22 protein-coding genes and 1 riboswitch are annotated in these 19,881 nt (G+C 61.9%); of the genes, 18 read left to right on the top strand and 4 right to left on the bottom strand.

Annotation, left to right across the window (positions count from 1 at the left end; translation table 11 throughout):
* Positions 1-18: 18 nt before the first annotated feature.
* The 4 genes from cobW to NKK52_RS13445 all read right to left on the bottom strand — a co-directional run bounded on the left by cobW (position 19) and on the right by NKK52_RS13445 (position 3,748).
* Entirely contained in the window at positions 19-1,071 is a 1,053-nt protein-coding gene (cobW, locus tag NKK52_RS13460; RefSeq protein WP_023685190.1) for a cobalamin biosynthesis protein CobW, read from the bottom strand.
* 2 nt (positions 1,072-1,073) lie between these two features.
* Positions 1,074-1,499, bottom strand: a complete 426-nt coding sequence (locus tag NKK52_RS13455; RefSeq protein ID WP_023685191.1) for a DUF1636 family protein — start codon at positions 1,497-1,499, stop codon at positions 1,074-1,076.
* Positions 1,500-1,537: 38 nt separating this feature from the next.
* A riboswitch (cobalamin riboswitch) is annotated at positions 1,538-1,744 on the bottom strand.
* A gap of 59 nt (positions 1,745-1,803) precedes the next feature.
* Positions 1,804-2,334 (bottom strand): DUF6348 family protein, encoded by a 531-nt coding sequence (locus tag NKK52_RS13450; RefSeq protein WP_352630508.1) that lies wholly within the window; start codon positions 2,332-2,334, stop codon positions 1,804-1,806.
* A 190-nt stretch (positions 2,335-2,524) separates the two neighbouring features.
* The gene (locus NKK52_RS13445) at positions 2,525-3,748 is read right to left on the bottom strand and encodes a winged helix-turn-helix domain-containing protein (RefSeq protein WP_352629119.1); all 1,224 of its coding nucleotides are present in this window, start codon (positions 3,746-3,748) and stop codon (positions 2,525-2,527) included.
* Positions 3,749-4,075: 327 nt separating this feature from the next.
* On the opposite strand from NKK52_RS13445, the gene NKK52_RS13440 reads away from it, so the two are divergent.
* From NKK52_RS13440 to NKK52_RS13355, 18 genes are all read left to right on the top strand, one after another.
* Positions 4,076-4,441 (top strand): NADH-quinone oxidoreductase subunit A, encoded by a 366-nt coding sequence (locus tag NKK52_RS13440; RefSeq protein ID WP_023670825.1) that lies wholly within the window; start codon positions 4,076-4,078, stop codon positions 4,439-4,441.
* On the top strand, positions 4,432-5,013 hold the full coding sequence (locus tag NKK52_RS13435; RefSeq protein ID WP_023670824.1) for a NuoB/complex I 20 kDa subunit family protein: 582 nt from the start codon (positions 4,432-4,434) through the stop codon (positions 5,011-5,013). Before NKK52_RS13440 ends, NKK52_RS13435 begins: the two co-directional genes overlap by 10 nt.
* Before the next feature lie 4 nt (positions 5,014-5,017).
* The gene (locus NKK52_RS13430) at positions 5,018-5,620 is read left to right on the top strand and encodes an NADH-quinone oxidoreductase subunit C (protein WP_023685194.1); all 603 of its coding nucleotides are present in this window, start codon (positions 5,018-5,020) and stop codon (positions 5,618-5,620) included.
* A 33-nt stretch (positions 5,621-5,653) separates the two neighbouring features.
* Positions 5,654-6,031 carry a four helix bundle protein gene (locus NKK52_RS13425; RefSeq protein WP_031196361.1) on the top strand — a complete coding sequence of 126 codons (378 nt, stop codon included), beginning with the start codon at positions 5,654-5,656 and terminating at the stop codon, positions 6,029-6,031.
* Positions 6,032-6,097: 66 nt separating this feature from the next.
* Entirely contained in the window at positions 6,098-7,288 is a 1,191-nt protein-coding gene (locus tag NKK52_RS13420) for an NADH-quinone oxidoreductase subunit D (protein WP_023685196.1), read from the top strand.
* A complete protein-coding gene (locus NKK52_RS13415) occupies positions 7,288-7,800 on the top strand; it encodes a DUF7674 family protein (protein ID WP_023700376.1) in 513 nt (170 codons plus the stop codon). The genes NKK52_RS13420 and NKK52_RS13415 overlap by 1 nt, the downstream gene beginning before the upstream one ends.
* On the top strand, positions 7,801-9,132 hold the full coding sequence (locus NKK52_RS13410) for an NADH-quinone oxidoreductase subunit E (protein WP_023670821.1): 1,332 nt from the start codon (positions 7,801-7,803) through the stop codon (positions 9,130-9,132). It abuts the gene before it with no gap.
* Positions 9,132-9,335, top strand: coding sequence for a hypothetical protein (locus NKK52_RS13405; protein WP_023670820.1), 204 nt, complete (start codon positions 9,132-9,134; stop codon positions 9,333-9,335). Before NKK52_RS13410 ends, NKK52_RS13405 begins: the two co-directional genes overlap by 1 nt.
* A gap of 3 nt (positions 9,336-9,338) precedes the next feature.
* Positions 9,339-10,643, top strand: a complete 1,305-nt coding sequence (gene nuoF, locus NKK52_RS13400; RefSeq protein WP_023685198.1) for an NADH-quinone oxidoreductase subunit NuoF — start codon at positions 9,339-9,341, stop codon at positions 10,641-10,643.
* 74 nt (positions 10,644-10,717) lie between these two features.
* Positions 10,718-11,410, top strand: a complete 693-nt coding sequence (locus tag NKK52_RS13395; RefSeq protein ID WP_023685199.1) for a helix-hairpin-helix domain-containing protein — start codon at positions 10,718-10,720, stop codon at positions 11,408-11,410.
* An 11-nt stretch (positions 11,411-11,421) separates the two neighbouring features.
* Positions 11,422-11,703, top strand: coding sequence for a pentapeptide repeat-containing protein (locus NKK52_RS13390; protein ID WP_023685200.1), 282 nt, complete (start codon positions 11,422-11,424; stop codon positions 11,701-11,703).
* Entirely contained in the window at positions 11,703-13,784 is a 2,082-nt protein-coding gene (nuoG, locus tag NKK52_RS13385) for an NADH-quinone oxidoreductase subunit NuoG (protein WP_023685201.1), read from the top strand. The genes NKK52_RS13390 and nuoG overlap by 1 nt, the downstream gene beginning before the upstream one ends.
* A 2-nt stretch (positions 13,785-13,786) precedes the next feature.
* Positions 13,787-14,830, top strand: coding sequence for an NADH-quinone oxidoreductase subunit NuoH (gene nuoH, locus NKK52_RS13380; protein WP_023685202.1), 1,044 nt, complete (start codon positions 13,787-13,789; stop codon positions 14,828-14,830).
* Positions 14,830-15,321, top strand: coding sequence for an NADH-quinone oxidoreductase subunit NuoI (gene nuoI / locus NKK52_RS13375; RefSeq protein ID WP_023685203.1), 492 nt, complete (start codon positions 14,830-14,832; stop codon positions 15,319-15,321). The genes nuoH and nuoI overlap by 1 nt, the downstream gene beginning before the upstream one ends.
* Before the next feature lie 123 nt (positions 15,322-15,444).
* The gene (locus NKK52_RS13370; protein WP_023670812.1) at positions 15,445-16,065 is read left to right on the top strand and encodes an NADH-quinone oxidoreductase subunit J; all 621 of its coding nucleotides are present in this window, start codon (positions 15,445-15,447) and stop codon (positions 16,063-16,065) included.
* Between the two features lies 1 nt (position 16,066).
* Entirely contained in the window at positions 16,067-16,375 is a 309-nt protein-coding gene (nuoK, locus tag NKK52_RS13365) for an NADH-quinone oxidoreductase subunit NuoK (RefSeq protein WP_023670810.1), read from the top strand.
* 10 nt (positions 16,376-16,385) lie between these two features.
* Positions 16,386-18,359 (top strand): NADH-quinone oxidoreductase subunit L, encoded by a 1,974-nt coding sequence (nuoL, locus tag NKK52_RS13360; RefSeq protein ID WP_023685204.1) that lies wholly within the window; start codon positions 16,386-16,388, stop codon positions 18,357-18,359.
* On the top strand, positions 18,359-19,864 hold the full coding sequence (locus NKK52_RS13355; protein WP_023670808.1) for an NADH-quinone oxidoreductase subunit M: 1,506 nt from the start codon (positions 18,359-18,361) through the stop codon (positions 19,862-19,864). The genes nuoL and NKK52_RS13355 overlap by 1 nt, the downstream gene beginning before the upstream one ends.
* The last annotated feature ends 17 nt before the right edge of the window (positions 19,865-19,881 follow it).

The following is a 19,881-nucleotide window of genomic DNA, read 5'->3' as shown; positions in this document are numbered from 1 at the left end:
TTCGGCTCGTGGTTTGGATCAGCCGGCGAGTATACGCTCGATCGCCGGGCGGTTCAGTCCTTTCAGGCCAATGACGACAAGACGCGAGCGGCGGTCGTCCTCAGCCGCCCAGGCGCGGTCATAGTAATGATTGACGCGCGGGCCGACGGCCTGCAGCAAAAGTCGCATCGGCTTGCCGCCGACATCGACGAAGCCTTTTACACGCAACACGTTTTCCTGTTCGGCGGCGGTGGCGACGCGCTTGGCCAGGTCGTCGGGATTGGCGATCGAGGGGATGTCGACGATGAAGGTGTCGAAATCGTCATGCTCATGATCGAAAGCGCCGTCGTGATGCGACTTGCGGTTCTCGATGTCGTCTTCGACGGTGAGACCGAGGCCAAGCAGCACCGACGGGTCGACCTTGCCATGCGCAGTCGGCACGATTTTTACCGCGCGGGCGGAATGTTCATTGATGATGGCGTTGGCGCGGGCCGAACCGGGGGCGTCCATCAGATCGCTCTTCGACAGGATGATCAAATCGGCGCAGGCGATCTGGTCCTCGAACACTTCTTCGACAGGATCGTCATGGTCGAGCGTCTCGTCCTGAGCGCGCTGTGCCTGCAAAGCGTCCATGTCGTTGGCGACGCGGCCTTCGGCCAGCGCCGGGCCGTCTACCACGGCGATGACACCGTCGACGGTTACCCGGCTCTTCACGCTCGGCCACTGGAACGCCTGGACCAGCGGCTTGGGCAGAGCCAGGCCCGAGGTCTCGATCAGGATGTGGTCAACCTTCGGTGTCAGCGCGAGGATCTTGTCGAGGGCGGGCACGAAATCGTCGGCGACTGTACAGCAGATGCAGCCATTGGCCAGTTCGACGATGTTTTCCTCGGGGCAGGTGTCGATGCCGCAGCCTTTCAGGATTTCCCCGTCGATGCCGATGTCGCCGAACTCGTTGACGATGATGGCGATGCGCTTGCCGCCGGCATTTTCCAGGAGATGGCGGACCAGCGTCGTCTTGCCGGCGCCGAGGAAGCCTGTAACGACAGTGCAGGGAACACGGGAGAGGTTGGCGGCCGGGTTTGAAGCGTTCATCGTCAGTCCTTCAGCATGTCGAGGGGTGGGATGCGGGCAACGAGGCCGCGCTTGAGGCTATCGGGCCGGCCGCGCCACGGGATGAGGCCGTCGGCCGAAGTCGCGAAGAGCTTTGCGCCGGTAACGAGGTCGGCGCCGCTGGTTGCGGTCAGATCGCCGAAGACATAGCTCCAGCAGCCATCGCGCAGGATCGCGGCGCTGAGGCGGCGCTTGCAATTGCCGAGACATTCGGCGGTGCGGACCCGGATATCGCCGGCAGCGGCGCGGCCTGTGTCCTCAGCCAGCAATTCGCCGGCGCGCGGATGGGCGTCGGAACCGGTCTCATCGCGGCAGGAGGCGCAGACGATGACGGTCACGCCGGTCAGGGCGTCGTTGTCGCCGGACGCAATGTCCGTTGTGCCAGCCGAAAAACTGCTGTTCTGGTCCAAAAACCGTGCTCCTTGCCCGGAAACCCGCCAGGCGATCGGATACTTTGTCTCAGACGGCAGGTCTCCTGGCTCGCGAGTCATTGCCTTGGTTAGCCGCCTTCCCGGTGTTACCCAGTGGCTTTCGGCCTTGGCTCTTCGCTTACAGTTGCGGGGACAGCCGCGGATTTGGGATTTTTTCGTCCCGCACCGCATTCCCTCTTGGCCCTTGCCGTTGCGGGCAGGGGACCGTCTGGAGCGGATTTTAGGCTTTTGCAGGCAGCGGTGTCAACGCACGGCTACGACATGGCGATGTCGGCAGGGGCTGTCATGTCCCGGCTTCCGGCAGTGCCAGGATGACCTGTCGGATAGCTTGATAGCCATCGCTATAGTCCCAGTCATGACCGACAGCCAGATTCTGTCCCTCATGCCAAACCGCGTTGTCCAGAAGGACTTCGGCACTAATCAGCGTGCCCTTCAAGCCTGCCAGAAAGGTCCGGACAAAATGGCTTCCGGGGGGTACCGAAGCTGTGAACAGCTTTTCCAGCTTGGCATAGAATGCTGGATAGCCTGGTGTCAGCGAGCATAGCTCGGTTGTGGCCTGGGAAATGACCGGGCCGCTATAGATTTTCCAGCGGGCATCTTTTCGCCAGATCTTCCAACTGGCGCTGCTTCGCTGCCAAAGCTCTATTTCGGCCTGCATGTTCTCGCAGACGTGATCGGCCAGTCCCTCAATGGCCACATGGAAAACACCACGGAGAAACTTTTCAAACGCCTGGTTCAGTTCCTGTTCGCGCGTGTCGCCGAAGCCAGCAAAGGATTCAATGACCGGCTGAACATCAAGCAGCGGAGAAAAAATGTAGATTTCCAGGACCAGCCGTCAGAACTCGTCTCGAACACCTCAGCCTCAAACCGAAGCTGCTTCGATTGGAGCATGACGTCCCTATCTCTGCGGACTGCATCTATTCCATGCGCAATGAGGGCGCCATGGATCATGTCGAGCACTTTGTCCGATGCCATTGCACAACCTACGAGGCTTATTGAGGCGTCTATGACAGACGCTGCAAGGGTTGGCCATCTCTCTCGCTAGCCAATGCCGGCCCCAGATTGCCGGCCGGCGTCACTTCGATGCGCTCAAGGCCAAGCCAGCCCTGCATCTCCTTTAGTTCCTCGAAAAGCTGTGCGGTGGTCTCAGGCGGTGCGCCTGCTTCGGCATAGGCGGCGTGGACGCGTAAGACACTCGCAGGCCGGTCGGCCTTGAGGTCGACGCGGGCGACGATCTTGTCGCCGAGCAAGAAAGGCAGCACGTAATAGCCATATTGCCGCTTGTCGGCCGGGGTGTAGATCTCGATGCGGTAGCGGAAATCGAAGAGACGCTCGGTGCGCGCGCGCTCGAAGACCACCGGATCGAAGGGGGCCAGCAAGGCGCGGGCCTCGATCTTTCGCGGCAGGCGGGCGTCCCTATAGAGGTAAGCCGGCTTGTCCCAACCTTCGACGTTTACCGGCAGCAACTCGCCCATCTCGACCAGTTCCTCCAACCGGCCCTTCATGTCGGCCGGCGACAAGCGGAAATAATCGCGCAGGTCACCCGACGTCGCGATGCCGTGGGCGCGGGCAGAAATGCGCAGCAATTCGCGGTGCGCGTCCTCGGCGGTCGGCACCGGCAGATCGAGGATCGCCTGCGGCAGCACGCGCTCGGGCAGGTCATAGAAGCGTTCGAAGCCACGGCGGTGCGCCGTGGTGATGCGTCCGGCCCAGAAGAGCCATTCGAAGGCGTGCTTGGCGTGGCTCCAGCCCCACCAGCCGCCCGAACCTTTCTGGCCTTCCAGTGCCGAAGCGGCAATCGGGCCGCGCTCGGCGACCGCGCGGTAGATCTCTTCGATATAGGCGGCGTGCTCGCGGCCCCATTTGGCGAGGCCGAGATACATTTCGTCGCCTTGCTCGGCCCGCTGCATGCGCCAGCGCATCAGCGGGTAGGTCTCGACCGGCAGGAACGAGGCCTCATGCGCCCAGTATTCGAACACCGTGCGTTTGCGGGTGATGGCCGCATTGTCGAGCAAAGCCAGCGGGTAGGGGCCAAGCCGCGAATAGAGCGGCATATAGTGGGCGCGCACCACCGCGCTGACGGAATCGATCTGCAGCAAGCCGGTGCGCGACAGCACGCGGGCGAGGTGGCGGCGATCGGGCGTGCCGACCGGGCGGGGATCGAGAAATCCTTGCGCGGCGAGCGCGATGCGCCTGGCCGCGGGGAGTGAGATTTTGTCCTTCGTCAAAGTGTCTTGCCTCGAACCATTTTCCCGACTTTAGCCGGCGATTCCGGTCATGCTAGCAGGCAAATGGCGGGAGATGTGTCAGGAGACAAAAGTGGAGTGAAAGATGAAGGAAATCAAACAGGAGGAGATCGGACCAGTTTTTCCCGGCCTGCCGTCCAGCACTGTCTTTTGAACAAGGTTTGACTTGCTTCGCTGAAAGCCGTGCGCTAACCCTCGCCGCGTTGCAGCAAAGGCACCTAAAACGGTTCAGCGGTTAAACTGTCGCGCTTCCGCATTAGGGTTGGTTGCTGTAATCAAAGTGGATTGGCCGCCAACGGAAAGCCGAGCATGAACGTACTCCTCAGTTCATACCTGCCCATCGTCCTCTTCATCGCCGTGGCCGCAGTTGTAGGCCTGGCGCTTATCATCGCGCCGTTCCTGGTGGCTTATCGCAATCCCGATCCGGAGAAGCTTTCCGCCTACGAGTGCGGGTTCAACTCGTTCGACGATGCCCGGATGAAATTCGACATCCGCTTCTACCTGGTGTCGATCCTGTTCATCATCTTCGATCTGGAAGTGGCCTTCCTGTTTCCGTGGGCGGTGTCGTTCTCGAAGATCGGCATGCTCGGTTTCTGGTCGATGATGGTGTTTTTGGCGGTGCTGACCATCGGCTTTGCCTATGAGTGGAAAAAAGGAGCGCTGGAATGGGATTGAACGACAGTTCCGGAACGCTCGTCGCGCCGAAGCCCAAAGGCCTGATCGACCCCAATACCGGACGTCCGGTCGGTTCCGACGATCCGTTCTTCCTCGAGATCAACAATGAACTGGCCGACAAGGGTTTTCTGGTCACCTCGACCGAGGCGCTGATCACCTGGGCACGCAGCGGCTCGCTGATGTTCATGACCTTCGGTCTCGCCTGCTGTGCCGTCGAGATGATCCACACCTCGATGCCGCGCTATGATTCGGAGCGGTTTGGCGTGGCTCCTCGCGCGTCGCCGCGCCAGTCGGACATAATGATCGTGGCGGGAACGCTGACCAACAAGATGGCCCCCGCTTTGCGCAAGGTCTACGACCAGATGCCGGAGCCGCGCTACGTCATCTCGATGGGCTCCTGCGCCAATGGCGGCGGCTATTATCACTATTCCTATTCGGTGGTGCGCGGCTGCGACCGCATCGTGCCGGTCGACATCTATGTGCCCGGCTGCCCGCCGAGCGCCGAAGCGCTGCTCTACGGCATTCTTCTCCTGCAGAAGAAGATCCGCCGCACCGGCACGATCGAACGGTAGACCCATGGCCGCATCCCTGAGCGAACTGTCGACCTATCTCGGCGAAAAGCTGCCGGGCCGCGTCACCGATGCGGTGCTTGCCTATGGCGAACTGACGATCTCGGTTGCTACAGACAATCTGATCGAGGTGACAAGCTTCCTGCGTGACAATTCGGGCTGCCAGTTCATTTCGATCATCGATATCTGCGGCGCCGACTACCCGTCGCGCGTCAAGCGTTTCGATGTCGTCTATCATTTGCTTTCGCCGAAGCAGAATTTGCGCATCCGCATCAAGGTGCAGGCCGACGAAGAGACGCTGGTGCCGTCGCTCACCGCTGTCTATCCCGGCGCCGACTGGTATGAGCGCGAGGCCTACGATCTCTATGGCGTGCTGTTCTCCGGCCATCCGGACCTGCGCCGCATCCTCACGGACTACGGTTTCGAGGGCCATCCCCTGCGCAAGGACTTCCCGCTGACCGGTTTCGTCGAGGTGCGCTACGACGACGAAGCCAAGCGCGTGATCTACGAGCCGGTGGAATTGAAGCAGGAATTCAGGAACTTCGATTTTCTCTCGCCATGGGAAGGGACGGACTACGTCCTGCCGGGCGATGAGAAGGCGAAACAGTGAGTAGGAAGTAGTGAGTAGTCAGTAGCAAAAGATTTGGAGCAACGGATCGAATCTTATCGCGACTTGAAGGTGTGGCAATCGGCGATGACGCTTGCTGAGGATTGCTACCGTTTCACCAAAGAGTTTCCGAGGGATGAGATTTACGGCATGACCTCTCAGATGCGCCGATCGGCGGTTTCGGTCGCAGCGAACGTCGCGGAGGGATACGGTCGGGAGAACAGAGGGTCGTTCGTTCAATTTTTGCGCATGGCGCAAGGCTCGTTGAAGGAACTGGAGACACACATACTGCTGGCATGTCGGGTTGGCCTGCTGCGAAAAGACAATGAGATTGAGCTGCCGCTGCGATGCGAAGAGATTGGAAAAATGATGAGATCTCTTATCCGAACGGTGCAGGCCAAGCAGGCGGAATGAAGCAGGCATTGAGATTGATGATCACTACTCACTACTCACTACTGACTCTTCGCCAGAGGCGCCAGAATGGCTGAAACCTCCGTCCGCAACTTTAACATCAACTTCGGACCGCAGCACCCTGCGGCGCACGGTGTTTTGCGTCTTGTGCTGGAGCTTGACGGCGAGGTGGTCGACCGCGTCGATCCGCATATCGGCTTGCTGCATCGCGGCACCGAAAAGCTGATCGAGCACAAAACCTATCTGCAGGCAGTGCCCTATCTCGACCGGCTCGACTATTGCGCACCGATGAACCAGGAGCATGCCTTCGCGCTCGCCACCGAGCGGTTGCTCGGCATCGAAGTGCCGAAGCGCGGCCAGTTGATCCGCGTGCTCTATTCCGAGCTCAGCCGCATCATGTCGCACATCCTCAATGTGACGACGCAGGCGCTGGATATCGGCGCGCTGACGCCGCCGCTGTGGGGTTTCGTCGAACGCGAAAAGCTGATGGTGTTTTATGAGCGCGCTTCCGGTTCGCGCATGCATGCGGCCTATTTCCGTCCCGGCGGCGTGCACCAGGATCTGCCGGCGAAGCTGGTCGAGGACATCGGCAAGTGGATCGACCCGTTCCTGAAGTCGCTTGACGACCTCGACAGGCTGCTTACCGGCAACCGCATCTTCAAGCAACGCAATGTCGATATCGGTATCGTGTCGCTTGCCGACGCCTGGGCCTGGGGCTTTTCCGGCGTCATGGTGCGCGGCTCGGGTGCGGCCTGGGATTTGCGCAAGTCGCAGCCTTATGAATGCTATTCCGAGATGGATTTCGACATCCCGATCGGCAAGAACGGCGACTGCTACGACCGTTATCTCGTGCGCATGGAAGAGATGCGCCAGTCGGCGAAAATCATGCGCCAGTGCGTCGACCTTCTGCTCGGCAAGGAGAGCACCGGGCCGGTGTCGAACCTCGACGGCAAGGTGGTGCCGCCGAAGCGCCAGGCGATGAAGCGCTCGATGGAAGCGCTGATCCATCATTTCAAGCTCTACACCGAGGGCTATCGCGTGCCGGCCGGCGAGGTCTATGCTGCCGTCGAGGCGCCGAAGGGCGAGTTCGGTGTCTATCTCGTCTCCGACGGCACCAACAAGCCCTATCGCTGCAAGCTGCGCGCGCCCGGCTTCGCGCATCTGCAAGCCATGGATTTCCTCTGCCGCGGCCACATGCTGGCCGACGTCACTGCCGTCCTGGGTTCCCTCGATATCGTCTTCGGGGAGGTTGATCGGTGATGGCGGCAGCCAATCCTACAGTGCGCTCTCAGGTCGGTGTTCGAGGGAATGCCGACGCTGCCCTACCGCGGTGGCGCGAATTGGCAAAAGCCATGCTGCCGGTCGAGTTCGCAGAGGCTTCTTACAACTCGACTCAGCACTGTTCGATCTATGACTTCTTTTTTACCCTGCTACCCAAGACGCGCCTTGCCCACCGCGACAATGACGTCGACAAGCTGGGTAGAATGCACGGGTTCGCCCAATGGGCTGCCGTTCACCCGAACAAACAGATTTGGAATGCGGCTGGTGTCGCTTTTTACGAGCACTTGTTCGACGATGACATCGACGCTGATGCGGTCATGGCATGGATCTCGCCTCAAGTAAGGCAAACTGTTCTGGGGCTGTGGCAATACATGTTGCCCGCAGAGCGATTTGCGAGTGTTGCTCGATCTGCCGAACGCATTCCGTTTTCTCATCAGAAAGAATGTGAAACCGCAATAGCTCTCGTAGCAGAGCAGGGGCCCGATCGCTAAATGTCAGTCCGCCGTCTCGCAGAAGCAAGCGTCCAGCCAGCCTCCTTCGCCTTCAACCGGGCGAATGCGGCGGTTGCGAAGCAATGGATCAAGAAATATCCGAAGGGCCGCGAGCAGTCGGCGATCATTCCCTTGCTGATGATTGCGCAGGAGCAGGAAGGCTGGGTCACCAAGGCGGCGATCGAGACGATTTCGGACATGCTCGGCATGCCGCGCATTCGCGGCCTCGAAGTCGCGACCTTCTACACGCAGTACCAGCTCAATCCGGTCGGCACGCGCGCACATATCCAGGTCTGCGGCACCACGCCCTGCATGCTGCGCGGCTCGGAAGCGCTGATGGATGTGTGCCGCTCGAAAATCCATCACGACCAATTCCACACCAACGACAAGGGCACACTGTCGTGGGAGGAAGTCGAATGCCTCGGCGCCTGCGTCAACGCGCCGATGGTGATGGTCTTCAAGGATACGTTCGAGGATCTCACCCCCGAGCGGCTGGCCGAAATCATCGATCTTTACGATGCGGGCAAGGGCGCCTCGGTTCCCACGGGACCGCAAAACGGCAGAACCGGCTCGGAGCCGGCGCCTGGCCTGACGACGCTGAAGAGCGAAAAGGCGATCCTCAAAGCAACGCGCGACAAGGAAGCCAGGGCGGCGAGCAAGGCTGCCCACGCGGCGCCCGACGCAATCATTGCGGCGCCTGTTCCGGCTCCTGCCGCTCCTGCAGCGGCCGCCCCGGTCGCGCCATCCAACGCCGGCAAACCGAAAACCGATGCGCCGGAAACCAGCTCGGCGTTGAAGTCGCCCTCCAGGGCCAAGGTTGCACCGGCGGCGGAAAAAGCGGCGAGCGTCCCGGCGCCCCTGCATTCGGCCGCCAACGCCAACACCGCGGCGCCTGAAGTCGAGAAGGTCGCCAAGCAGCGTAATGGCCCGAAGACCACCTCCACGCCGGCAGCTGCCTTCATCGCTCCGGAATTCAAGGCGCCAGCGGCCAACGCCCCGGTGGCCCCGACCGTCAAGGCGCCGACAGCCAGACCCGCAAAGCCGTCGCTCGAGGACAAGAACCGTCCGGCCGGAATCGACAGGCCGGCTGCGGTCGACGATCTCAAGCTGATCTCGGGCATTGGCCCGAAGATCGAGGGCATCCTTCATTCGCTTGGCATCTTCACCTTCACACAGGTCGCATCCTGGAATAAGGCCGAGCGCGACTGGGTGGATGGATATCTCGCTTTCCAGGGCCGCATCGAGCGCGACGACTGGGGCAAGCAGGCCAAGGCGCTCGCCAAGGGCGGCGTCGCCGAATACATCCGCGTCTTCGGCAAGGAGCCACGTTGATGGCTGAAGCGCAAAGCACCGGATCTTTGCTGTCGCTGCGCAGCATTGTCATCGGCGTTGTCTGCATCGCTGCTGCCAACATCCTTCTGGAGGGGCTTCGGCGCCTCGTCGAATTGCCGTTTTCGGATACCCTGGAATCGATGGCCGCGACCGGCATAGGCGTGCTGGTGTGGGTCTCGATCGTCTTGCGGGGAAAGAGGTAAGTCATGCTGGCTGACAAAGACCGCATCTTCAACAACATCTACGGGCTCTTCGACAAGTCACTGGCCGGCGCGATGGCGCGCGGCGCCTGGGACAACACGCCCGGCATCATCGCCAAGGGGCGAGAGTGGATCGTCAATGAGATGAAGGCGTCCGGCCTGCGCGGCCGTGGCGGCGCCGGCTTCCCGACCGGGCTGAAATGGTCGTTCATGCCCAAGCAGAGCGATGGAAGGCCGAGTTATCTCGTTGTCAACGCCGACGAGTCCGAGCCCGGCACGTGCAAGGACCGCGATATCCTGCGCAACGATCCGCACACCCTGGTCGAGGGCTCGTTCATCGCCGGCTTCGCCATGGGCGCGGTCGCCGCCTACATCTATGTGCGCGGCGAGTTCATCCGTGAGCGCGAGGCGCTGCAGCGCGCCATCGACGAGGCCTACGAGGCCAGGCTGATCGGCAAGAACAACACGTCCGGATACGATTTCGACATCTACATGCATCACGGCGCCGGCGCCTATATATGTGGCGAGGAAACAGCACTTCTCGAAAGCCTCGAAGGCAAGAAGGGCCAGCCCCGGCTGAAGCCGCCATTCCCAGCCAATGTCGGCTTGTACGGTTGTCCGACTACCGTGAACAATGTCGAGTCAATCGCGGTCGCGCCGACCATTTTGCGCCGTGGCGCCGCCTGGTTCTCGTCCTTCGGCGGCCCCAACAATGTCGGCACCAAGCTGTTTTGCATCTCGGGCCATGTCAACAATCCGTGCACCGTCGAAGAGGCGATGTCGATCCCGTTCCGCGAGCTGATCGAGACGCATTGCGGTGGCATTCGCGGCGGCTGGGACAATCTCCTCGCGGTCATTCCGGGCGGCGCTTCGGTGCCGCTGGTGCCGGCCGAGCAGATCATCGATGCGCCGATGGATTTCGATGCTTTGCGCGACCTGAAATCCGGCCTCGGCACGGCGGCTGTCATCGTCATGGACAAATCGACCGATATCGTGAAGGCGATCGCCAGGCTTTCCTATTTCTACAAGCATGAGAGCTGCGGCCAGTGCACGCCATGCCGCGAAGGCACCGGCTGGATGTGGCGGGTGATGGAGCGGCTGGTGCGCGGCGAGGCGCAGAAGCGCGAGATCGACATGCTGCTCGACGTCACCAAACAGGTGGAGGGTCATACGATCTGCGCGCTGGGCGATGCCGCGGCATGGCCGATCCAGGGCCTGATGCGGCATTTCCGCGGCGAGGTGGAGCGGCGCATCGACGAGTTTTCGCGCAACGCGCACCGGGCCGAACCGGTGATGGTGGCGGCTGAGTAGATTTGAAATACGGGCGCAAGCCCGGGACTGACACAGCGGGGCGGGGCAAGCGAAGAAACGACCAGGAGATGTCTATGGCGCAGTATTCGAACCCTTTGATGCCCAATTTGGACCAGCTTGAAAAGATGAACCAGGATTTGACCAGGATGATGCCGAAGGAGATGGCCAGCGCCGTCAACCTTCTCGCGCATCCTGTCGCTGGTGCCGCCGCGATGTCGGCGCTGGGCTTCGGCCTTGCCAACCATGCATTTGGCGTGTGGCTCGGCGCCTTGTCGGGTGCTGCCGAGGCATCGCAGCGGATTTTCCAGCCGATCATCGACGATTTCGAGCAGCGCACCCAAGAGTTCTCCGAGACCGCGCCGGCCACCAAGGCGCGCGCGGCGACCAGAACCCTGATCGCCGAGGCGCAGAGTTTTGCCCAGGATGTGACCGATATTGCCGCTCGCACCGTCGATGCCGAGCCGGAGAAGACCGATGCCGTCGCCGAAGGCGCGACGATCGGATTGATGCCGGAGGATTTCAGACAGCCCAAGGCCATGGCGCGTCCGGCCAAGCCGTCGGATCTCAAGGCGATCACCGGCGTTGGGCCGAAGCTGGAAAAGGTGCTGAACGGCCTCGGCATCTGGACCTTTGCCCAGATCGCGGCGTGGACGCCGGAAGAGATCGCCTGGGTCGAGGACTACCTGTCGCTCACCGGCCGCATCGGCCGCGACGAGTGGACCCGCCAGGCCGCGGCGCTGACGCTGGCTGCCAAGGCGAAGAAGTAGGGGTGGCAGGCATGGAGATCCACGACAGGAGCGATGTTCTCGATGTGCGCAATGCCATCGTCAGCAACTCCAGATTTGACGATGTGAACTTGTCGAACACGCAGTTTCACAACGTCGACCTGTCGGCGGCCGTGGTGGACGACGCGAACCTCTCGAACGCGTTTTTCAGCAATGTGAATATGAGCAATCTGAAGATAGAAAACGCTGAAGTCGCCGGCATGATGATCAATGGCATCAGGCTGAGCGATCTGTTTCAGGCATATGAGACGGCGCAGACCGCCGGGGGCAATTGATGGCAAAGCTCAAGGTCGACGGGAAAGAGATCACTGTACCCGACCACTACACGCTGCTGCAGGCGGCCGAGGACGCCGGCGCGGAAGTGCCGCGCTTCTGCTTCCATGAGCGGCTGTCGATTGCCGGCAATTGCCGCATGTGCCTGATCGAGGTGAAGGGCGGGCCGCCCAAGCCGCAGGCCTCCTGCGCCATGAATGTGCGCGACCTGCGTCCGGGACCCAATGGCGAGGCGCCTGAAATCTTCACCAACACGCCGATGGTCAAGAAGGCCCGCGAAGGCGTGATGGAATTCCTGCTGATCAACCATCCGCTGGATTGCCCGATCTGCGACCAGGGCGGCGAATGCGACCTGCAGGACCAGGCGATGGCCTTCGGCGTCGATTCCTCGCGCTATCACGAGAACAAGCGCGCGGTCGAAGACAAGTATATCGGCCCACTGGTCAAGACGGTTATGAACCGCTGCATCCACTGCACGCGCTGCGTTCGCTTCACCACGGAAGTTGCGGGCATTTCCGAGCTTGGCCTGATCGGCCGCGGCGAGGATGCCGAGATCACCACCTATCTCGAAAGCGCCATGACCTCGGAGCTGCAGGGCAATGTCATCGACCTCTGCCCGGTCGGCGCGCTGACCTCCAAGCCTTTCGCCTTCCAGGCACGGCCGTGGGAGCTGACCAAGACAGAATCCATCGACGTCATGGACGCCGTCGGCTCGGCAATCCGCGTCGACAGCCGCGGCCGCGAGGTGATGCGCATCCTGCCGCGCGTCAATGAAGCGGTGAACGAGGAGTGGATTTCCGACAAGACCCGCTTCATATGGGACGGATTGCGCACGCAGCGCCTCGACCGCCCCTATGTCCGCAAGGACGGAAAGTTGGCGCCGGCCAGCTGGGCCGAAGCGTTCGTTGCGATCAGGGATGCGGTGTCGAATGCTGCGCCCGAGAAAATCGGCGCGATTGCGGGCGATCTTGCCGCCGTCGAGGAAATCTACGCGCTGAAGCAGCTTATGGCTGCGTTGGGCTCGAAGAACACCGATTGCCGCCAGGACGGCGCCGCACTCGATCCCGCGCTCGGCCGCGCCAGCTACATCTTCAACCCCACCATCGAGGGCATCGAGCAGGCCGACGCGGTGCTGATCATCGGCGCCAATCCGCGCTTCGAGGCCTCGGTGCTCAATGCCCGCATCCGCAAGCGCTGGCGGATCGGCAATCTGCCGGTCGGCGTCATCGGCGAGGTCGGCGACACGCGTTACGACTACGAACAGCTCGGCGCCGGCCCGGAGTCGCTGAAAGACCTGGCCGACGGCAATGGCAAGTTCTTCCAGGTGCTGAAGAAGGCGACGCATCCGCTGATCATCGTCGGCCAGGGCGCGCTGTCGCGTGCCGACGGCGCGGCGGTGCTCGGCCAGGCGGCGAAACTCGCCACGGCCGTCAACGCTGCCCGCGCCGACTGGAACGGCTTTGCCGTGCTGCACACTGCGGCCGCGCGCGTCGGCGGTCTCGATGTCGGCTTCGTGCCTGGCAAGGGCGGCAAGAACGTTGCCGGCATGCTGGGGGAGAGCGAGGTTCTGTTCCTGCTCGGCGCCGACGAGATCGACATGTCTAAGACCGGCGGCGCCTTCGTCGTCTATGTCGGAACGCATGGCGACGCCGGTGCGCACCGCGCCAATGTCATCCTGCCGGGAGCCGCCTACACCGAAAAGTCCGGCACCTATGTCAACACCGAGGGACGCGTGCAGCAGACCAACCGCGCGGGCTTCGCGCCGGGCGACGCGCGCGAAGACTGGGCCATCCTGAGGGCATTGTCCGATGTGCTCGGCAAGAAACTGCCATTCGATTCGCTGCAGCAACTGCGCGCCAAACTCTATGACGAATATCCGCATCTCGCCCGTATCGACCATGTTGTCTCAGGCAACCCCGACGACATCGCCAGGGTGGCGAAGCTCGGCGGGCGGCTGAACAAGGGCACTTTCACCTCGCCGGTCACGGATTTCTATCTGACCAACCCGATTGCGCGGGCCTCCGCCGTCATGGCGGAATGCTCGGCGCTGGCGAAAAACGGCTTCAGGCAGGCGGCAGAGTAGACATGGACACCTTCTTCTCCTTCTACGTGCTGCCGACGCTGATCATCCTTTTAAAGTCGGTCGTGCTGATCGTCGTTTTGCTGATCGGGGTTGCCTACCTGCTTTACGCCGACCGCAAGATCTGGGCGGCGGTGCAATTGCGCCGCGGCCCGAACGTCGTCGGCCCGTGGGGCACGCTGCAGGCTTTCGCCGATCTGCTGAAATTCGTCTTCAAGGAACCGGTCATTCCGTCCGGCGCCAACAAGGGCGTGTTCCTGCTGGCGCCGCTGGTGTCGGCCGTGCTGGCAATCTCGGCCTGGGCGGTCATTCCCGTCAATGCGGGCTGGGGGATCGCCAACGTCAATGTCGGCATCCTCTACGTCTTCGCCATCTCCTCGCTCGAGGTCTATGGCGTGATCATGGGCGGCTGGGCGTCCAACTCGAAATACCCGTTCCTCGGCGCGCTGCGCTCGGCGGCGCAGATGGTGTCCTACGAAGTCTCGATCGGCTTCGTCATCGTCACCGTGCTGCTCTGCGTCGGCTCGCTCAACCTGTCGGACATCGTGCTGTCGCAGCAGGATGGGCTGGGCACCAAGCTTGGCCTGCCCAACAGCTTCCTCGACTGGCACTGGCTGGCGCTGTTCCCGATGTTCGTCATTTTCTTCATCTCGGCGCTGGCCGAGACCAACCGCCCGCCCTTCGACCTGGTGGAAGCCGAGTCGGAACTCGTCGCCGGCCATATGGTCGAATACTCCTCGACGCCGTTCCTGTTGTTCTTCCTCGGCGAATACGTCGCCGTGGTGATGATGTGCGCGCTGGCCACCATCCTGTTCCTCGGCGGCTGGCTGCCGCCCTTCGACTTCGCCCCCTTCACCTGGGTGCCCGGCGTGATCTGGTTCGTGCTCAAGATCTGCCTGATGTTCTTCATGTTCTCGATGGTGAAGGCCTTCGTGCCGCGCTACCGCTACGACCAGCTGATGCGGCTGGGCTGGAAAGTGTTCCTGCCGATCTCCCTGTTCATGGTCGTTGCCACCGCGGCCTTCCTCAAGATCACGGGGTTTGCATGATGTCCGCTTTTGGCCAGGCCGCCAAATCGCTGCTGCTGCAGGATTTCGTCAGCGCCTTTTTCCTGTCGATGCGCCAGTTCTTCGCGCCGAAGGAGACGATCAACTATCCGCACGAGAAAGGGCCGACCAGCCCGCGCTTCCGTGGCGAGCATGCGCTGCGCCGCTATCCCAATGGCGAGGAACGCTGCATTGCGTGCAAGCTGTGCGAAGCGATCTGCCCGGCGCAGGCGATCACCATCGAGGCCGGCCCGCGCCGCAATGACGGCACGCGCCGCACGGTGCGCTACGATATCGACATGGTGAAGTGCATCTATTGCGGCTTCTGCCAGGAAGCCTGCCCGGTCGACGCCATCGTCGAGGGGCCGAATTTCGAGTTCGCGACGGAGACGCGCGAAGAGCTTTACTACGACAAGGACAGGCTGCTGGCGAATGGCGACCGCTGGGAGCGCGAACTGGCGCGCAACATCTCGCTGGACTCGCCCTACCGCTGACATTTGACGCATGGACGGGGCGAGGGGCCTCGTCTAAGGACAACGCAACTTGCCGGCCGGAGGCGGTCGCAGAAATCAAACAGGACGGATGTCCTGTTTGGACAGGAACCCGGGGGATCCCCAATGCTGAGTGGACTAGAGGCGGCCTTTTTCTACCTCTTCGCCTTTGTCGCGGTGGCGTCGGCCTTCATGGTCATTTCGTCGCGCAACCCCGTGCATTCCGTGCTGTTCCTGATCCTGACCTTCTTCAACGCCGCCGGCCTGTTCATGCTGACCGGCGCCGAGTTCCTGGCGATGATCCTGCTTGTCGTCTATGTCGGCGCGGTCATGGTGCTGTTCCTGTTCGTCGTCATGATGCTCGATGTCGACTTCGCCGAGATGAAGGAAGGCGCCCTGCAATATGCGCCGATCGGCGCGCTGGTCGGGCTGATCCTGGCGGCCGAGCTGATCGTGGTGCTCGGCGGCTACACCTTCGCGCCGCAACTGGCCTCGACGGTCTCCAAACCCATCCCGGATCTTGCCGCGCGGACAAACACCGCAGCACTCGGCGACATCCTCTATACCGACTACCTCTACTACTTCCAGATTTCGGGCCTCATCCTGCTGGTCGCCATGATCGGCGCCATCGTGCTGACGCTGCGCCACAAGGAAGGGATCAAGCGGCAGTCGATCGCAGCCCAGGTCGGCCGCACGCCGGCGACAGGCATGGAAATCCGCAAGGTCAAGTCGGGCGAGGGGCTCTGAGATGGTCGTCGGCATCGCACATTACCTGACCGTATCGGCGATCCTGTTCACGCTCGGCGTGTTCGGCATCTTCCTGAACCGCAGGAACATCATCGTCATCCTGATGTCGATCGAGCTGATCCTTTTGGCGGTCAACATCAATTTCGTCGCCTTCTCGGCGGCATTGGGCGATCTCGTCGGCCAGGTGTTTGCCCTGTTCGTGCTGACGGTCGCGGCCGCCGAAGCGGCCATCGGTCTTGCCATTCTCGTCGTCTTCTTCCGCAACCGCGGCTCGATCGCGGTCGAAGACGTGAACCAGATGAAGGGTTGACGGGGCTAACATGTATCAAGCGATCGTCTTCCTTCCGCTGCTCGGCTTCCTGATTGTCGGCCTGTTCGGCAATGCGCTCGGCGCCAAGGCATCGGAATATATCACCTCAGGCTTCCTGGTGATCTCGGCCGTGCTGTCCTGGGTCGCCTTCTTCTCCGTCGGCTTCGGCGAAGGCGAGGTGTTCACCGTGCCGGTACTGCGCTGGATCCAATCCGGCGGCTTGGACGCGTCCTGGGCGCTCAGGATCGATACGCTGACGGTGGTCATGCTGGTGGTGGTCAACACGGTGTCGGCGCTGGTCCACATCTATTCGATCGGCTACATGCACCACGATCCGAACCGGCCGCGCTTCTTCGCCTATCTGTCATTGTTCACCTTCGCCATGCTGATGCTGGTGACGGCGGACAACCTCGTGCAGATGTTCTTCGGCTGGGAAGGGGTGGGTCTCGCCTCCTATTTGCTGATCGGCTTCTGGTACAAGAAGCCGTCGGCCAATGCTGCTGCCATCAAGGCCTTCGTCGTCAACCGCGTCGGCGATTTTGGCTTCGCGCTCGGCATTTTCGGCGTCTTCGTTTTGTTCGGCTCGGTCAATCTCGGCACCATCTTCGCCAATGCCGCGACGTTCATTCCGGCTGAAGGCGCGCCGCAAGGGGCCGCCGTGCTGACCTTCCTCGGCTATGCGCTGGACAAGCAGGCGGCCATGACCATCGTCTGCCTGCTGCTGTTCATGGGCGCCATGGGCAAGTCGGCGCAGGTGCCGCTGCACACCTGGCTGCCGGACGCGATGGAAGGCCCGACGCCGGTTTCCGCGCTGATCCATGCCGCCACCATGGTGACCGCCGGCGTGTTCATGCTGGCGCGGCTGTCGCCGCTCTTCGAACTGTCGCATTCGGCGCTCACGGTGGTGACCTTCATCGGCGCCTTCACCGCCTTCTTCGCGGCGACCGTCGGCCTGGTTCAGAACGACATCAAGCGCGTCATCGCCTATTCGACCTGCTCGCAGCTCGGCTACATGTTCGTCGCGCTCGGCGTCGGCGCCTATGGCGCGGCGATCTTCCATTTGTTCACGCATGCCTTCTTCAAGGCGCTGCTGTTCCTGGGCTCCGGCTCGGTCATCCATGCCGTCTCCGACGAGCAGGACATGCGCAAGATGGGCGGCCTGCGGAAGCTCATCCCGAAGACCTACTGGATGATGGTGATCGGCACGCTGGCGCTGACCGGCGTCGGCATTCCGGTGACCGTCATCGGCACAGCCGGCTTCTTCTCCAAGGATGCCATCATCGAGGCTGCCTTTGCCGGCCACAATTCGGTCGCCGGCCTCGCTTTCGTCCTGCTGGTCATCGCTGCCTGCTTCACCTCCTTCTACTCCTGGCGGCTTATCTTCATGACCTTCCACGGCGAGCCGCGGGCGAGCCACGACGTCATGCACCATGTCCATGAATCGCCGCCGGTGATGCTGGTGCCGCTGTTCATCCTGGCTGCGGGCGCGCTGTTTGCCGGCGTTATCTTTCATGGCGCCTTCATCGGCGAAGCCTATGCCGAATTCTGGAAGGCGTCGCTGTTCACGCTGCCGGACAACCACATTCTGCACGACATCCATGAATTGCCGCTGTGGGTCGAGCTGGCACCGTTCGTCGCCATGGTCATCGGCTTTGCCGTCGCCTGGAAGTTCTACATCCGCTCGCCGGAACTGCCCCGGAGTGTCGCCGCCAACCATCGGCTGCTCTATGCCTTCCTGCTCAACAAATGGTACTTCGACGAGCTCTACGACGTCCTGTTCGTGCGGCCAGCAAAGGCGCTGGGCCGGTTCCTGTGGAAGACCGGCGACGGCACCATCATCGACGGGCTCGGTCCTGACGGCATTTCGGCGCGCGTCGTCGATGTCACCGACCGCGTCGTCAAGCTGCAGACCGGCTATCTCTATCACTATGCATTCGCCATGCTGATCGGCGTGGCCGCACTCGTCACCTGGATGATGCTCTGATGACCGCCTGGCCAATCCTCTCGCTGGTCACCTTCCTGCCGCTCGTAGGTGTGCTGCTGATCCTGTTCATCAGGGATGACAGCCCGAATGCGCGTCGCAACATCCGCGCCATCGCGTTCACGACGACAGCGGCCACCTTCATCATCTCGCTGTTCATCTGGACCGGCTTCGACAATTCGCAGGCCGGCTTCCAGTTCGTCGAGAAGTTTGCCTGGCTGGATTCCGGCATCTCCTACCATATGGGGGTCGACGGCATTTCGATGCTGTTCGTCATCCTGACGACGTTCCTGATGCCGCTCTGCATCCTGGCGTCGTGGGAAGCGATCGACAAGCGCGTCAAGGCCTACATGATTGCCTTCCTGCTCTTGGAAACGCTGATGATCGGCGTGTTCTGCGCGCTCGACATCGTGCTGTTCTACGTCTTCTTCGAGGCCGGCTTGATCCCGATGTTCATCATCATCGGCGTCTGGGGCGGCAAGCGCCGCGTCTATGCCTCGTTCAAGTTCTTCCTCTACACGTTGGCCGGCTCGGTGCTGATGCTGCTCGCCATCATGGCGATGTTCTTCCAGGCGGGCACCACCGACATCCCGACGCTGTTGACCCACAACTTCCCGGCCCACATGCAGACATGGCTATTTCTGGCCTTCTTCGCCTCCTTCGCGGTGAAGATGCCGATGTGGCCGGTGCACACCTGGCTGCCCGATGCGCACGTCGAAGCGCCGACGGCGGGCTCGGTGATCCTGGCGGGCATACTGTTGAAAATGGGCGGGTACGGCTTCCTGCGCTTCTCCCTGCCGATGTTCCCGCTGGCGTCGGAAATGTTCGCACCGCTGGTGTTCACGCTGTCGGTCGTCGCCATCATCTACACCTCGCTGGTGGCGCTGATGCAGGAGGACATGAAGAAGCTGATCGCCTATTCCTCCGTCGCCCATATGGGCTTCGTCACCATGGGCATCTTCGCCATGAACCAGGAAGGCGTGCAGGGCGCGATCTTCCAGATGCTGAGCCACGGCCTCGTCTCGGGCGCGCTGTTCCTGTGCGTCGGCGTCATTTACGACCGCATGCACACGCGCGAGATCGACGCCTATGGCGGCTTGGTCAACAACATGCCGAAATACGCCACGGTGTTCCTGATCTTCACCATGGCCAATGTCGGCTTGCCGGGCACGTCAGGTTTCGTTGGCGAGTTCCTGACCATGCTCGGCGTGTTCCGGGTCAACACCTGGGTGGCTTTCTTCGCCGCCACCGGCGTCATCCTGTCGGCGGCCTACGCGCTCTGGCTCTACCGCCGGGTGATCTTCGGCGCGCTGACCAAGGAAAGCCTGAAGGGCCTGCTCGATCTGTCGACGCGCGAGAAGGCGATCATCTACCCGCTGGTCGTGCTGGTCATCTTCTTCGGCGTCTATCCCGCCCCCGTCTTCGATGCCACGGCCCAGTCGGTCAAGGCGCTCGTCACCAATGTCACCGCATCCATCGGCGCCGCGCAGACCGCGGCGGCGAACTGACCAGAGGTTTTGCGAAC

This window comes from Mesorhizobium sp. C277A, assembly GCF_040324395.1.
Classification (GTDB): Bacteria; Pseudomonadota; Alphaproteobacteria; order Rhizobiales; family Rhizobiaceae; genus Mesorhizobium.
This window is presented reverse-complemented; position numbering and strand designations above follow the sequence as displayed.

Coding starts and splice junctions, on each gene's coding strand:
- cobW (WP_023685190.1), bottom strand. CDS start 1,071: ATGAACGCTTCAAACCCGGCCGCCAACCTCTCCCGTGTTCCCTGCACT.
- NKK52_RS13440 (WP_023670825.1), top strand. CDS start 4,076: ATGAACGTACTCCTCAGTTCATACCTGCCCATCGTCCTCTTCATCGCC.
- NKK52_RS13435 (WP_023670824.1), top strand. CDS start 4,432: ATGGGATTGAACGACAGTTCCGGAACGCTCGTCGCGCCGAAGCCCAAA.
- NKK52_RS13430 (WP_023685194.1), top strand. CDS start 5,018: ATGGCCGCATCCCTGAGCGAACTGTCGACCTATCTCGGCGAAAAGCTG.
- NKK52_RS13420 (WP_023685196.1), top strand. CDS start 6,098: ATGGCTGAAACCTCCGTCCGCAACTTTAACATCAACTTCGGACCGCAG.
- NKK52_RS13415 (WP_023700376.1), top strand. CDS start 7,288: ATGGCGGCAGCCAATCCTACAGTGCGCTCTCAGGTCGGTGTTCGAGGG.
- NKK52_RS13410 (WP_023670821.1), top strand. CDS start 7,801: ATGTCAGTCCGCCGTCTCGCAGAAGCAAGCGTCCAGCCAGCCTCCTTC.
- NKK52_RS13405 (WP_023670820.1), top strand. CDS start 9,132: ATGGCTGAAGCGCAAAGCACCGGATCTTTGCTGTCGCTGCGCAGCATT.
- nuoF (WP_023685198.1), top strand. CDS start 9,339: ATGCTGGCTGACAAAGACCGCATCTTCAACAACATCTACGGGCTCTTC.
- NKK52_RS13395 (WP_023685199.1), top strand. CDS start 10,718: ATGGCGCAGTATTCGAACCCTTTGATGCCCAATTTGGACCAGCTTGAA.
- NKK52_RS13390 (WP_023685200.1), top strand. CDS start 11,422: ATGGAGATCCACGACAGGAGCGATGTTCTCGATGTGCGCAATGCCATC.
- nuoG (WP_023685201.1), top strand. CDS start 11,703: ATGGCAAAGCTCAAGGTCGACGGGAAAGAGATCACTGTACCCGACCAC.
- nuoH (WP_023685202.1), top strand. CDS start 13,787: ATGGACACCTTCTTCTCCTTCTACGTGCTGCCGACGCTGATCATCCTT.
- nuoI (WP_023685203.1), top strand. CDS start 14,830: ATGTCCGCTTTTGGCCAGGCCGCCAAATCGCTGCTGCTGCAGGATTTC.
- NKK52_RS13370 (WP_023670812.1), top strand. CDS start 15,445: ATGCTGAGTGGACTAGAGGCGGCCTTTTTCTACCTCTTCGCCTTTGTC.
- nuoK (WP_023670810.1), top strand. CDS start 16,067: ATGGTCGTCGGCATCGCACATTACCTGACCGTATCGGCGATCCTGTTC.
- nuoL (WP_023685204.1), top strand. CDS start 16,386: ATGTATCAAGCGATCGTCTTCCTTCCGCTGCTCGGCTTCCTGATTGTC.
- NKK52_RS13355 (WP_023670808.1), top strand. CDS start 18,359: ATGACCGCCTGGCCAATCCTCTCGCTGGTCACCTTCCTGCCGCTCGTA.